The 14,170-nt window shown below is 49.5% G+C and carries 9 protein-coding genes and 2 rRNA genes; all 11 read right to left on the reverse strand.

What is annotated here, in order from left to right:
- Positions 1-27: 27 nt before the first annotated feature.
- The 11 genes from ACXADP_RS00935 to hpt all read right to left on the reverse strand — a co-directional run bounded on the left by ACXADP_RS00935 (position 28) and on the right by hpt (position 14,163).
- Positions 28-2,944: ribosomal RNA gene (locus tag ACXADP_RS00935) — 23S ribosomal RNA — on the reverse strand.
- Positions 2,945-3,114: 170 nt separating this feature from the next.
- Positions 3,115-4,679: ribosomal RNA gene (locus ACXADP_RS00940) — 16S ribosomal RNA — on the reverse strand.
- The 16S and 23S rRNA genes sit together here, the layout of an rRNA operon.
- A gap of 431 nt (positions 4,680-5,110) precedes the next feature.
- The gene (gene lysS, locus ACXADP_RS00945; RefSeq protein ID WP_474972282.1) at positions 5,111-6,601 is read right to left on the reverse strand and encodes a lysine--tRNA ligase; all 1,491 of its coding nucleotides are present in this window, start codon (positions 6,599-6,601) and stop codon (positions 5,111-5,113) included.
- A gap of 180 nt (positions 6,602-6,781) precedes the next feature.
- A complete protein-coding gene (gene folK / locus ACXADP_RS00950; RefSeq protein WP_474970220.1) occupies positions 6,782-7,279 on the reverse strand; it encodes a 2-amino-4-hydroxy-6-hydroxymethyldihydropteridine diphosphokinase in 498 nt (165 codons plus the stop codon).
- Positions 7,272-7,640: a dihydroneopterin aldolase gene (gene folB, locus ACXADP_RS00955; RefSeq protein WP_474970219.1), complete on the reverse strand. Its 369-nt coding sequence runs from the start codon at positions 7,638-7,640 to the stop codon at positions 7,272-7,274. Before folB ends, folK begins: the two co-directional genes overlap by 8 nt.
- Positions 7,633-8,466, reverse strand: coding sequence for a dihydropteroate synthase (folP, locus tag ACXADP_RS00960; RefSeq protein ID WP_474970218.1), 834 nt, complete (start codon positions 8,464-8,466; stop codon positions 7,633-7,635). The genes folB and folP overlap by 8 nt, the downstream gene beginning before the upstream one ends.
- A gap of 121 nt (positions 8,467-8,587) precedes the next feature.
- On the reverse strand, positions 8,588-9,520 hold the full coding sequence (gene cysK, locus ACXADP_RS00965; protein ID WP_474970464.1) for a cysteine synthase A: 933 nt from the start codon (positions 9,518-9,520) through the stop codon (positions 8,588-8,590).
- 154 nt (positions 9,521-9,674) lie between these two features.
- Positions 9,675-10,556 (reverse strand): Hsp33 family molecular chaperone HslO, encoded by an 882-nt coding sequence (gene hslO / locus ACXADP_RS00970; RefSeq protein WP_474970217.1) that lies wholly within the window; start codon positions 10,554-10,556, stop codon positions 9,675-9,677.
- Positions 10,557-10,562: 6 nt separating this feature from the next.
- The gene (locus ACXADP_RS00975) at positions 10,563-11,354 is read right to left on the reverse strand and encodes a type III pantothenate kinase (RefSeq protein ID WP_474970216.1); all 792 of its coding nucleotides are present in this window, start codon (positions 11,352-11,354) and stop codon (positions 10,563-10,565) included.
- 118 nt (positions 11,355-11,472) lie between these two features.
- Positions 11,473-13,506: an ATP-dependent zinc metalloprotease FtsH gene (gene ftsH, locus ACXADP_RS00980; RefSeq protein ID WP_474970215.1), complete on the reverse strand. Its 2,034-nt coding sequence runs from the start codon at positions 13,504-13,506 to the stop codon at positions 11,473-11,475.
- A 117-nt stretch (positions 13,507-13,623) separates the two neighbouring features.
- Complete coding sequence (hpt, locus tag ACXADP_RS00985) at positions 13,624-14,163, reverse strand: hypoxanthine phosphoribosyltransferase (RefSeq protein ID WP_027953463.1); 540 nt, start codon at positions 14,161-14,163, stop codon at positions 13,624-13,626.
- Between the last annotated feature and the right edge of the window lie 7 nt (positions 14,164-14,170).

Below are 14,170 nucleotides of genomic sequence, written 5' to 3' on the forward strand. Positions count from 1 at the left end.
TGATGAAACATCATTCACGAAGTATATATAGATAAGTCATCGATCCATTAGTATCCGTCAGCTCCACGTGTCACCACGCTTCCACCTCGGACCTATCAACCTCATCGTCTCTGAGGGATCTTATCTGCTCGAAGCAGAGGGAAATCTCATCTCAAGGGGGGCTTCATGCTTAGATGCTTTCAGCACTTATCCCGACCACACGTAGCTACCCAGCGATGCTCCTGGCGGAACAACTGGTACACCAGCGGTGTGTCCATCCCGGTCCTCTCGTACTAAGGACAGCTCCTTTCAAATTTCCAACGCCCACGACGGATAGGGACCGAACTGTCTCACGACGTTCTGAACCCAGCTCGCGTACCGCTTTAATGGGCGAACAGCCCAACCCTTGGGACCGACTACAGCCCCAGGATGCGATGAGCCGACATCGAGGTGCCAAACCTCCCCGTCGATGTGGACTCTTGGGGGAGATAAGCCTGTTATCCCCGGGGTAGCTTTTATCCGTTGAGCGACGGCCCTTCCATACGGTACCGCCGGATCACTAAGCCCGACTTTCGTCCCTGCTCGACTTGTAGGTCTCGCAGTCAAGCTCCCTTGTGCCTTTACACTCTGCGAATGATTTCCAACCATTCTGAGGGAACCTTTGGGCGCCTCCGTTACTCTTTAGGAGGCGACCGCCCCAGTCAAACTGCCCACCTGACACTGTCTCCGGACCGGATTACGGTCCTGGGTTAGAATGTCCGTACAGCAAGGGTAGTATCCCACCAGCGCCTCCACCGAAGCTGGCGCTCCGGTTTCCAAGGCTCCTACCTATCCTGTACAAGCTGTACCAACATTCAATATCAGGCTGCAGTAAAGCTCCACGGGGTCTTTCCGTCCTGTCGCGGGTAATGTGCATCTTCACACATAGTATAATTTCACCGGGTCTCTCGTTGAGACAGTGCCCAAGTCGTTGCACCTTTCGTGCGGGTCGGAACTTACCCGACAAGGAATTTCGCTACCTTAGGACCGTTATAGTTACGGCCGCCGTTTACTGGGGCTTCGGTTCAACGCTTCGCATAAGCTAACGCATCCCCTTAACCTTCCAGCACCGGGCAGGTGTCAGCCCCTATACTTCGCCTTACGGCTTCGCAGAGACCTGTGTTTTTGGTAAACAGTCGCTTGGGCCTTTTCACTGCGGCTCCTCGGCAGAGGAGCACCCCTTCTCCCGAAGTTACGGGGTCATTTTGCCGAGTTCCTTAACGAGAGTTCTCCCGCTCACCTTAGGATACTCTCCTCGCCTACCTGTGTCGGTTTGCGGTACGGGCACCTCTTTCCTCATTAGAGGCTTTTCTTGGCAGTGTGAAATCAGGAGCTTCGGTACTATAGTTCCCTCCCCATCACAGCTTGACGTTGCCGGACGGATTTGCCTATTCCGACCGTCTCACTGCTTGGACGTGCACATCCAATGGCACGCTCTCCTTATCCTCCTGCGTCCCCCCGTCATTCAAACGGAAAGGAGGTGGTACAGGAATATCAACCTGTTGTCCATCGCCTACGCCTTTCGGCCTCGGCTTAGGTCCCGACTAACCCTGAGAGGACGAGCCTTCCTCAGGAAACCTTAGGCATTCGGTGAAAGAGATTCTCACTCTTTTTTCGCTACTCATACCGGCATTCTCACTTCTAAGCGCTCCACCAGTCCTTACGGTCTGACTTCGCAGCACTTAGAACGCTCTCCTACCACTGATCATAAGATCAATCCGCAGCTTCGGTGGTGTGTTTAGCCCCGGTACATTTTCGGCGCAGAGTCACTCGACCAGTGAGCTATTACGCACTCTTTGAATGATGGCTGCTTCTAAGCCAACATCCTGGTTGTCTAAGCAACTCCACATCCTTTTCCACTTAACACACACTTTGGGACCTTAGCTGGCGGTCTGGGCTGTTTCCCTCTCGACCATGAACCTTATCACCCACGGTCTGACTCCCAGAACAAAGTCTATGGCATTCGGAGTTTGACTGAATTCGGTAACCCGATAGGGGCCCCTCGTCCAATCAGTGCTCTACCTCCATGACTTTCTATTCTGAGGCTAGCCCTAAAGCTATTTCGGAGAGAACCAGCTATCTCCGTGTTCGATTGGCATTTCACCCCTACCCACACCTCATCCCCGTAATTTTCAACTTACGTGGGTTCGGGCCTCCAGTCAGTGTTACCTGACCTTCACCCTGGACATGGGTAGATCACACGGTTTCGGGTCTACGACCGCATACTCACTCGCCCTGTTCAGACTCGCTTTCGCTGCGGCTCCGCTTCTGCTGCTTAACCTCGCATACGGTCGTAACTCGCCGGTTCATTCTACAAAAGGCACGCCGTCACCCATTAACGGGCTCCGACTACTTGTAGGCACACGGTTTCAGGTTCTATTTCACTCCCCTTCCGGGGTGCTTTTCACCTTTCCCTCACGGTACTGGTTCACTATCGGTTACTAGGGAGTATTTAGCCTTGGGAGATGGTCCTCCCGGATTCCGACGGAATTCCTCGTGTTCCGCCGTACTCAGGATCCACTCCGGAGAGAGGAAGATTTCGACTACAGGGCTGTTACCCTCTTCGGCTGATCTTTCCAGATCGATTCGTCTATCTTCCTCCTTGATAACTCCAAAGGAGTGTCCTACAACCCCAGAAAGCAAGCTTTCTGGTTTGGGCTGATTCCGTTTCGCTCGCCGCTACTTGGGAAATCGCGTTTGCTTTCTCTTCCTCCGGGTACTTAGATGTTTCAGTTCCCCGGGTCTGCCTTCCTATACCTATGTATTCAGTATAGGATACTGTCCCATTACGAACAGTGGGTTTCCCCATTCGGAAATCTCCGGGTCAAAGCCTGCTTACGGCTCGCCGGAGCATATCGGTGTTAGTCCCGTCCTTCATCGGCTCCTAGTACCAAGGCATCCACCGTGCGCCCTTATTCACTTAACTATCTTCGTGAAAAGACGTTTATATAAATCAATTAGATGTCTTGTCATCATGATCTCATCGCTAGATGAGTCATAATTCCTTATCCAGTTTTCAAGGTTCACAAATTTGAAAGATGCTTTGATCTCTCAAAACTGAACAACCAACACAGTACGTTTCCGTAATATCCTTAGAAAGGAGGTGATCCAGCCGCACCTTCCGATACGGCTACCTTGTTACGACTTCACCCCAATCATTGGCCCCACCTTCGGCGGCTGGCTCCAAAAAGGTTACCTCACCGACTTCGGGTGTTGCCAACTCTCGTGGTGTGACGGGCGGTGTGTACAAGGCCCGGGAACGTATTCACCGCGGCATGCTGATCCGCGATTACTAGCGATTCCGGCTTCATGCAGGCGAGTTGCAGCCTGCAATCCGAACTGAGAATGGTTTTATGGGATTTGCTACACCTCGCGGCTTCGCTGCCCTTTGTACCATCCATTGTAGCACGTGTGTAGCCCAGGTCATAAGGGGCATGATGATTTGACGTCATCCCCACCTTCCTCCGGTTTGTCACCGGCAGTCACCTTAGAGTGCCCAACTGAATGCTGGCAACTAAGATTAGGGGTTGCGCTCGTTGCGGGACTTAACCCAACATCTCACGACACGAGCTGACGACAACCATGCACCACCTGTCACTTGGTCCCCGAAGGGAAATCCCTATCTCTAGGGAGGTCCAAGGATGTCAAGACCTGGTAAGGTTCTTCGCGTTGCTTCGAATTAAACCACATGCTCCACCGCTTGTGCGGGCCCCCGTCAATTCCTTTGAGTTTCAGCCTTGCGGCCGTACTCCCCAGGCGGAGTGCTTAATGCGTTAACTTCAGCACTAAGGGGTGGAAGCCCCCTAACACCTAGCACTCATCGTTTACGGCGTGGACTACCAGGGTATCTAATCCTGTTTGCTACCCACGCTTTCGCACCTCAGCGTCAGAAACAGACCAGAGAGTCGCCTTCGCCACTGGTGTTCCTCCACATATCTACGCATTTCACCGCTACACGTGGAATTCCACTCTCCTCTTCTGTCCTCAAGTTCCCCAGTTTCCAATGACCCTCCACGGTTGAGCCGTGGGCTTTCACATCAGACTTAAGGAACCGCCTGCGCGCGCTTTACGCCCAATAATTCCGGACAACGCTTGCCCCCTACGTATTACCGCGGCTGCTGGCACGTAGTTAGCCGGGGCTTCCTCGTCAGGTACCGTCAAGGTACCGCTCTATTCGCACGGTACTTGTTCTTCCCTGACAACAGAACTTTACGATCCGAAGACCTTCATCGTTCACGCGGCGTTGCTCCGTCAGACTTTCGTCCATTGCGGAAGATTCCCTACTGCTGCCTCCCGTAGGAGTCTGGGCCGTGTCTCAGTCCCAGTGTGGCCGATCACCCTCTCAGGTCGGCTACGCATCGTTGCCTTGGTGAGCCGTTACCTCACCAACTAGCTAATGCGCCGCGGGCCCATCTGTAAGTGATAGCGAGAAGCCATCTTTCAACTTATCTTCATGCGAAGAAAAGTATTACCCGGCATTAGCCCCGGTTTCCCGGGGTTATTCCGATCTTACAGGCAGGTTGCCCACGTGTTACTCACCCGTCCGCCGCTCGTTCCACGAGCTTCACCCCGAAGGGATCCGCTCGCTTCCCGCGCTCGACTTGCATGTATTAGGCACGCCGCCAGCGTTCGTCCTGAGCCAGGATCAAACTCTCCATAAAAGTAGTTTGACTTGCTCATCTGCACACCGAATGTGCTTGTTTCAAATTTCTTCATTAAAGAAGAAATGTTTTGACGTACTGGTTGGTTCGTTCAGTTTTCAAAGATCAAATGTTGTCGGCCGTTTGAAAACAGCGACTTAATCATCTTAACATGTGTTGTTTTTCATGTCAACAACTTTTTTCATTAAGTTGAGAAAGCGTTTGGCTGTCGTTTTTGGCGACAAATACTAATTTATCATGGGAAGCCGTTTGTGTCAACAACTTTTTTCATGATTCGTTTTGGCGTTTTTCAACACCGCGCCGCTCTCTTAAAGCGACAAGTAATAATTTATCACGGATACGAACCTAACGCAATAGTTTTTTAAAAATATCTTATCATTTTATTGTAAAAAGAAATCCCCCGCCTTTATAACCGGCGGAGGATAGCTGGATCAGGAATCGCGATGTCGCATTTGCGGGAACAGCAGGACGTCACGGATAGAGGCTGAATTGGTTAACAGCATAACGAGGCGGTCCACGCCGATGCCCAATCCACCGGTCGGCGGCATACCATACTCAAGAGCTTCCAGGAAGTCCTCATCCATCATGTGGGCTTCATCATTACCTTCTTCACGCTCTTTAAGCTGAGCTTCGAACCGTTCGCGCTGATCGATCGGATCATTCAACTCAGAAAACGCATTGGCATGTTCGCGTCCAACGATGAATAATTCAAAGCGGTCCGTGAAGCGTTCATCTTCAGGATTCTTTTTGGCAAGTGGAGAGATCTCTATTGGATGTCCATAAATAAAGGTCGGCTGGACGAGCTTTTCCTCGACACGCTGCTCAAAGAACTCGTTGACAATATGACCGAATGTCATTGTGTCTTTAATTTCAATGCCATGTTCTTCAGCAAGAGCTTTAGCTTCATCATTACTCATGTGCTTCCAAAAATCAACGCCTGTATATTCCTTGATTGCATCCACCATATGCAGGCGGGCCCAGTTTGGTTCCAGGTTAATCTCCTGATCGTCATACATGACCGTTGTCGTACCCAGCACCTCTTTAGCGATATGAGCGACCATGTTTTCCGTCAAGGCCATAATGTCTTTATAATCCGCATACGCTTCATACAATTCAATCATCGTAAATTCAGGGTTGTGACGCGTAGATACGCCTTCGTTACGGAAGACACGTCCGATCTCGTATACCTTCTCCATGCCGCCTACAATGAGACGCTTCAAGTGTAGCTCGATGGCTATACGCATGTACAACTGCATATCAAGAGCGTTGTGATGGGTAATGAACGGACGGGCGGAAGCTCCTCCCGGAATGCCGTGCATTAATGGTGTCTCCACTTCAAGGAAACCTAAACCGTCCAGGTAACGGCGCATGGATTGAATGATTTTACTGCGCAGAACAAACGTGTCCCTGCTGTCAGGGTTCGTAATCAAGTCAAGATAACGCTGTCGATAGCGCTGTTCTACATCTTGGAGTCCGTGGAACTTTTCAGGTAACGGGCGCAGGGATTTCGTAAGCAGCTGGAATTCCTCCGCTTTTACAGAAAGTTCTCCGACGTTTGTTTTGAACATCACTCCGGTTACTCCGACAATATCCCCCAAGTCTGCTGTTTTAAAGAGATTATCATAGGCTTCTTCGCCGATTTCATCTTTACGGACGTACAACTGGATCTGCCCTGTGACATCCTGGATGTGCGCGAAGCCGGCTTTCCCTTTCCCGCGCTTGGTCATGATTCGTCCAGCTACGGTCGCCGGGAACTGCTTTTCTTCCAATTCTTCTTTTGTATAGGTATCGTATTGTTCTTTTAACTGATCCGCATAGTGGGTCCGGTCGAAACGGTCGCCGAACGGATCCAGACCTTGCTCACGGTGAGCGTTCATCTTGTCTCTGCGCACCTGCATATATTCATTCAGTTCTTCTGACACTGCTATCACTCCATTCCTCATCTTTTCCTTGTACTGTGCCGCCACAATAACAAAAACTGCCAGCAAAGGACTGGCAGCATCTAACTATGGTTTAGTATAAAAAAGTCTTATGGGTGTGTCAACGCTCACGGGAACCACAGCTTTCCCGGCTGATGCCCTTGCTGCTTCACGGCTTTCTCTTCACAGGTGCCCCCATAACGTGACGCTCTCCCTTTCTGCATCGGGAAGTTCATGAAGCAGTTCGGCCGCCTGCTTCTGCAGATGGGGAAGGTAGGCCTGTGGATCTACATCGGCCAGAGGGACGATAACAAACGCCCGTTCATGCATGTGGGGGTGGGGAATCGTCAAGTCGGCAGCTGCTCTGTTTTCTTCGTTATACAAAAGAATGTCGAGATCAATAGTCCGCGGCCCCCATTTCACCAATCTTTTTCTTCCCAGCCCTTCTTCAATCGCCTGACAAGCCGCCAACAGATCTTCAGGAGGAAGGGATGTCTCCACGATGATCACCATATTCAGGAAATCCCCCTGATCTGTATAACCCACAGGACTCGTTTCATATACCCCCGATCTCCCCTCTACTTGAACGGCTTCATTTTCATCCAGTAAAGTAATGGCATCACGAAGGTACTGTTCCCTTTCAGCGAGGTTGGAGCCGAGTGCGATATAAGCTTTATTCATCAGACCGGCTCCGGTATATCTCAATTGCTACGGATTGATAATGGCCGGGAATGGGCGGGTCCGGTTTGAATACTTTTACAAGGCACCCTTCTAACAGCGGGAAGGAGGAGAACAACTCTCCGGATATCTGCTCAGCTACAGACTCCACAAGCTTATAGGCCTTCCCTTCTACAATCTTTTTGGTTGTTTCATAAATCGCCCCATAATCAATGGACTTTGTCATATCGTCAGATTGGGAGGCCGGTTTTAAGTCCAGCTCCAATTCAAGGTCTACATAAAAACGCTGCCCCAGTTTGTTTTCTTCCGGAAAAAGGCCGTGATAGCCCCAGAATTCCATTTGATTAACGTAGATTTTATCCAATTCCTCCACCCTTTCCAATCATAGCATCCATCATTTTCGTCATACGGACCATGGGACCCACATCGTGCACCCTTACCATTTCCACTCCCTGGGCCACCCCGTAGCACACCGTTGCGCCTGTCCCTTCCATTCGTTCCTCTTTAGGAAGATCCAGCACTGTACCGATAAAAGATTTCCTTGAAGTACCGAGAAGAACCGGGTAACCGAGGTCACGAAGGTCGCTCAGGTGACGCATGACGACGAGGTTATCCTGCTGGCTCTTGGCAAAACCGATACCCGGATCAAGGATGATCTGCTCATCCTTCACTCCCCGCGCCTTCACACGGCTCACCATTTCCGTCAGATCCTTTTTGATATCATCGATTAACGAAGTATAATTCCGATCGTTCCGGTTGTGGGTCAAAACAAGTGGAACGTCATGCCGGGCAGCGACATCAGCTATAGCTGGATCCTTTACAGCTCCCCAAACATCGTTAATGATGGAGGCGCCATGCTGGACTGCCCGGTCAGCCACTTCCGACTTGTACGTATCAATGGAGATGGGTACATCGACCGCCTGACTCACCGCCTCTATCGCTGGAAGAACTCTTTTCAACTCCTCATCCGCCGGTACAGGGTCATGGCCTGGACGGGTTGATTCACCACCAATGTCAATGATGTGGGCTCCTGCCTCCACCATAGCTTCAGCCTGTTGGACAGCCCTGTCAACATCTGTGTACAGCCCGCCATCCGAAAAGGAATCAGGAGTGACGTTTAAAATGCCCATAACGAGCGTCTGTTCCGTTAAATCATAGGTTTTTACGCGCGTGTGTAAGTATAAGGACATGTATTTCCCTCATTTCTTTATTACTCTTCCCCTATCTTACAACATTTCATAAGTTCTATCATGACAGGAATTCCTGTCCTACGAAAAAACGCACCCCCTGCTAAAAGGAGTGCGTCAGGCTTTATTCTTCATCAAATTGGTAAAGAGGAGTGGATAGATATCTTTCTCCATTACTAGGGATGACCGCTACCACTTTTTTACCTTTTCCAAGCTGCTTAGCCACTTGTTTCGCTACGTGGATCGCTGAACCGGAAGAAATCCCTCCAAGGATTCCGTCTTTACGCGCTGCTTCGCGGGCAGCCGTAAAGGAGTCTTCCTTTGAAACCGTTACGACTTCATCGTAGATTTCTGTGTTCAGGATTCCTGGCACAAAGCCGGCACCGATCCCCTGGATTTTGTGAGGGCCGGGATTTCCGCCGGATAATACCGGGGATTCTTCCGGTTCAATTGCATAGACCTTCATGTCAGGGTACTTTTCCTTCAGCACTTTTCCAGCACCGGTAATTGTTCCCCCTGTGCCAATACCAGCAACAAAAGCATCCAATTGATCACCCATCTGCTCGATGATTTCAGGTCCTGTGGTCTTTTCGTGGATGAGAGGGTTCGCTTCATTGTTAAACTGCTGAGGCATGAAGTAGCCATGCTTTTCATGAAGCTCAGCCGCCTTCTTAATCGCTCCCTTCATACCATCGCTTCCCGGTGTAAGAACCAGTTCCGCCCCGTAGGCACGCAGAAGGTTCCGACGTTCCTGACTCATCGTATCCGGCATGACGAGAATCGCTTTATAGCCTTTGGCTGCAGCAATCATAGCCAGACCAATCCCCGTGTTTCCACTCGTTGGTTCCACAATCGTGTCGCCCTCGTTCAATCGGCCGTCTTTTTCCGCTTCTTCCACCATGGACAGGGCAATACGATCCTTAACGGAACTCCCTGGATTCATGTACTCCAGTTTAAGGTAAATGTCTGCACTGTCTTCGTCAGCACTGCCGTTCAGTTTTACCAGCGGAGTCTGTCCTACAAGTTCACTTACGTTATTAACGATTCTCAACACCATCACTCCTAAAACCAAGTATTTAAATAGGATTTAACTTTAACTTACTGAAATCCACTACAATTGTCAAACAATTCATGCTGAAAGAATAGAAAAAGACGGAACGAAAGTCCCGTCTTTTATTTATATCCTTATCGGCTGCTGTTGATGAAAAAAATCAGCTGGTGCTCTGAGATTTCAGTTCTTCCAGATCATGCGCAGAGAATTGATAATCTTCGTTGCAGAAGTGACACTTCGCTTCCGCACCGTTATCCTCTTCAATCATGCGTTCAATTTCCTCATCACCAAGACTGGAAATGGCCATCTCGACCCGTTCGCGTGAACAATGGCATTGGAAATTCACAGGCTTTGTGTCCAACAACTGGACATTTTCTTCCCCTAGAACGGTATGAAGAATCTGCTCTGGTGTTTTTCCTTCCTGTACAAGCGTGGAAATAGGGCGCATATCAGAGAGACGTTTCTCTATTTCTGTCGTCGTCTTGTCGTCAGCGCCCGGCATCATTTGAATGATAAAGCCCCCGGAAGCAAGGATGCTGTGATCTGTATCCACGAGCACACCCGCCCCTACAGCGGAAGGGACCTGTTCAGAGTTCGCGAAATAATAAGTGAAGTCCTCACTGATTTCTCCGGACACAATCGGTACCTGGCCGGTAAAATGATCCCTCATCCCAAGATCCTTCACAATGCTCAATGTCCCGGACGTACCGACCGCACGTGATACGTCCAGCTTTCCTTGGGCATTGGACTCGAAATCAACATGAGGATTCTTCGCATAGCCGCGAACTTCCCCATTAGCGTTGGCATCCACGACAATGGCACCCACCGGGCCGCCGCCTTCAACCTTCACTGTGATTTTGTCATCTCCTTTAAGCATAGCTCCCATCATAGAGCTGATCGTCAAGGTTCTACCCAGAGCGGCTGATGTTGTCGCCCACGTATCCTGCCTGCGTCTTGCTTCTTCGACGGTGTTGGTGGACTGAACAGCGTACGCTCTCACTTGTCCATCAAAGGCCATCGCCCGCACTAAATAATCTGACATGAATCATCATTCTCCTTTAAATGCTTTTTTCTCTTTGTTGCGCTGATATATCTTATGCAGCCCCTTCAATGTAAGATAGGGATCTACATGATCAATGGTCCTGGACTGGCCGGCAATTAAGTTCGCTAAGCCTCCGGTAGCAATGACCGTCGGCGTACGGTCGGAAGTTTCCTTCATCCTTCGTACGACTTCATCCACTTGTCCGACGTATCCGTAAAACGCTCCGGACTGCATCGCTTCTACAGTACTTTGTCCGATGACATGTTCCGGACTTTTAATTTCAATCTTCGGCAGTTTAGCTGCTTTGGCATAGAGGGCTTCCATGGATATGTTGACTCCAGGCGCAATGGCACCTCCCAGATACTCGCCTTCTGCATTGATGTAGCAGTAGGTTGTGGCTGTTCCGAAATCAATAATGACCAAAGGAAGCGGGTACTCATCAATGGCTCCGACAGCATTCACTACCCTGTCCGCCCCTATTTCGTCAGGGTTCGGATATTTCATGGGCAGACCATGGTCGACATTATTCTCTCCGATAATCATGGGCTGCTTTTTAAAATAATAACGAGACATACGGTCAAGTGCAAACATTATGGGCGGAACTACGGAAGAGATGATGACCCCGTCCATATCTTCAAAGGCCAGACCTTCATGATCAAAAAGGGATTTGATCAGCATTCCGAACTCATCTTCTGTTTTATGTCGATCTGTCTTAATACGCCATTGATACTTTAACGCACCATTTTCAAACACACCTAAGACAGTATTGGTATTTCCCACATCAAGGACAAAATTCATACAAAAAGCCTCCTGTGTCATTTCCTTCGGCTACCATCATACCACAAGAGCCGAACCGTCTGCTGTAATGAAACACGAAAAACCACACCGCCGGAGCTGGTGTGGTTTTTTCGTTGAATTAAGAACGACGATCTTCGGAATCTGATCCGCTCTCTTCTTCTTCTTTATTTGTTGAGGAATCTTCAGTTTCCTGTTCCTCTTCAGAGACTTCTTCATCTTTGGATTGGATGTTTACGCGTACATCTTCGTCACTTCCGGAAGAAGTATTGTTCTTGATTTTAGCGTTGTGTTCTCTAGCAAGGGCTTCAAGCTCTTCATCTGTTGGAAGACGTCCTTTATCAAACAAGGAACGGATTTGAGTAGCATCCAGAGTTTCTACTTCCAGCAATGTTTTGGCAATCAGCTCTAATTTATCTCTGTTTTCTGTCAGAATCGTCTTCGCGCGATCATAACAGTACTGGATAAAGTTCTTCACTTCCTGATCGATTTCGTAAGCGATCTGGTCACTGTAGTTCTGTTCGTTCTGGATGTCACGGCCCAGGAAGACCTGACCTCCGGAATTGGAACCGAACTGAAGCGGTCCAAGTTTTTCACTCATGCCGTACTCGGTAACCATCTTGCGTGCAATGCTTGTCGCACGCTGGAAGTCGTTGTGGGCGCCGGTACTTACTTCACCGAAGATGATTTCTTCAGCTACACGGCCGCCCAGAAGACCTGTAATTTTGTCGAACAGTTCAGGTTTTGTCATAAAGTAGCGGTCTTCTTTCGGAAGCATGACCGCATAACCGCCGGCCTGACCTCGTGGGACGATCGTTACTTTATGAACCATGTCCGCATCATCAAGCACCATACCGATAACCGTATGTCCACTCTCGTGGTTGGCCACGATGTCGCGCTCTTTCTTGGAAATGACACGGCTCTTCTTAGCCGGTCCTGCAATAACCCGGTCGATGGCTTCATCAACATCATCCATGTCGACATTTTTCTTGTCTCCACGGGCAGCTACAAGTGCGGATTCGTTCAACAGGTTCTCCAAGTCTGCGCCGGAGAATCCTGGTGTACGAAGAGCAATCGTCTTCAAATCGACATTTTCAGACAGCGGCTTGTTCTTCGCATGAACGGCGAGAACAGCTTCACGGCCTTTAACATCCGGGCGATCGACAGTAATCTGTCTGTCAAAACGGCCGGGACGAAGAAGGGCCGGGTCAAGAATGTCCGGTCTGTTGGTCGCAGCAATGATGATGATTCCTTCATTGACTCCGAAACCGTCCATCTCAACAAGAAGCTGGTTCAATGTCTGCTCACGCTCATCGTGACCGCCACCAAGGCCTGCGCCACGCTGACGTCCAACAGCATCGATCTCATCGATAAAGATGATACCAGGGGCATTCTTCTTCGCATTTTCAAACAGGTCGCGGACACGGGAAGCCCCGACACCGACAAACATTTCAACGAAGTCCGAACCACTGATGGAGAAGAACGGAACTCCCGCTTCTCCGGCAACGGCACGGGCCAGCAATGTTTTACCTGTACCCGGCGGCCCTACCAGCAGGACACCTTTTGGAATACGTGCACCAACAGCAGAGAATTTGCGCGGGTCTTTAAGGAAGTCAACTACTTCCACAAGCTCCTGCTTCTCTTCATCTGCACCAGCGACGTCTTTAAAACGTACTTTTTTCTTCTCTTCGGTGTACATCTTCGCCTTGCTCTTACCGAAGTTCATGACACGGCTTCCGCCGCCCTGAGCCTGGTTAAGCAGGAAGAAGAAGAGAATGAAGATAATGACAAACGGAATAATGGATGTCAGGAATGTCACCCATGCGCTCGGCTGCTCTTCCTGTTCAACATTTAAAATCGACTGCTCCTGAGCCGTTTCTGTAATGTTGGATAGTGTCTGGTCGTTCGCTGTAATCTGTGCGGTGAAGGCTTCCTCCCCTTCTTCTGCACCCTCCAGCTGACCAGTGATTCGAATCACTCCATTAACAGGCTGAATTGTCATCTCTTCGATGGCACCGCTGTTTAATTTATCGTAAAACTGATTTACATTTAACTCTTGCTGCGGATCACCTTGACCTCGGAATAAACCGACCACGCCGATAACAACGAGGAAGATAAGTAAGTAAAATATGGTATTACGAAAGATCCGGTTCATTGCCTACCTCCTCCCAAACGAGAAAAACTATAGTAAATACTACCATAACAAAATCGGACGACACAACTAATTACCCTTGAAACGAACCGTTTGAAACCACTTACGGAGTATCTGGGACTATCCGCCATATACTTCAGGTTTCAACACCCCTACATAAGGAAGATTCCGATACTTCTCCTGATAATCCAGACCATACCCGACAACGAACTCATCCGGTACTTCAAAGCCGACAACGTCTGCTATTACATCAGCGTTGCGTCCCGTCGGTTTATCAAGAAGAGTGACGATCTTAATCGAATTCGCCTTTCTATATTTAAACAAGTCGACAAGATAGGCAAGCGTGCGGCCACTGTCAATAATGTCTTCAATGATCAGGATATCCCGGCCCTCTACTTTTGTATCAAGGTCCTTGACAATCTTGACCTCACCGGAGGATTCCATTCCACCGTGATAGCTGGACACATCCATAAAGTCCATTTCCAAATGCGTCTCCATCCGTTTCAAAAGGTCTGTCATAAAAGGAGTTGCCCCTTTCAGCACTCCGATAGCCAAAGGAAATCGATCCTTATACTCCTCGGATAAACGGGCTCCCATCTCTTTGCATTTCTGCTGGATCTCCTCTTCGGAAATCAAGACCTTTTCAATTTCGTTGTGCATGATTGCT

The sequence above is a fragment of the Halobacillus sp. AWH4_228 genome (genome assembly GCF_056158365.1).

What these genes read in the sequence shown, in the direction of transcription:
- folK (WP_474970220.1), bottom strand. Translation starts at nt 7,279, where the DNA reads ATGAATAAAGCTTATATCGCACTCGGCTCCAACCTCGCTGAAAGGGAA.
- folP (WP_474970218.1), bottom strand. Translation starts at nt 8,466, where the DNA reads ATGTCCTTATACTTACACACGCGCGTAAAAACCTATGATTTAACGGAA.
- cysK (WP_474970464.1), bottom strand. Translation starts at nt 9,520, where the DNA reads ATGGTGTTGAGAATCGTTAATAACGTAAGTGAACTTGTAGGACAGACT.
- hslO (WP_474970217.1), bottom strand. Translation starts at nt 10,556, where the DNA reads ATGTCAGATTATTTAGTGCGGGCGATGGCCTTTGATGGACAAGTGAGA.
- ACXADP_RS00975 (WP_474970216.1), bottom strand. Translation starts at nt 11,354, where the DNA reads ATGAATTTTGTCCTTGATGTGGGAAATACCAATACTGTCTTAGGTGTG.
- ftsH (WP_474970215.1), bottom strand. Translation starts at nt 13,506, where the DNA reads ATGAACCGGATCTTTCGTAATACCATATTTTACTTACTTATCTTCCTC.
- hpt (WP_027953463.1), bottom strand. Translation starts at nt 14,163, where the DNA reads ATGCACAACGAAATTGAAAAGGTCTTGATTTCCGAAGAGGAGATCCAG.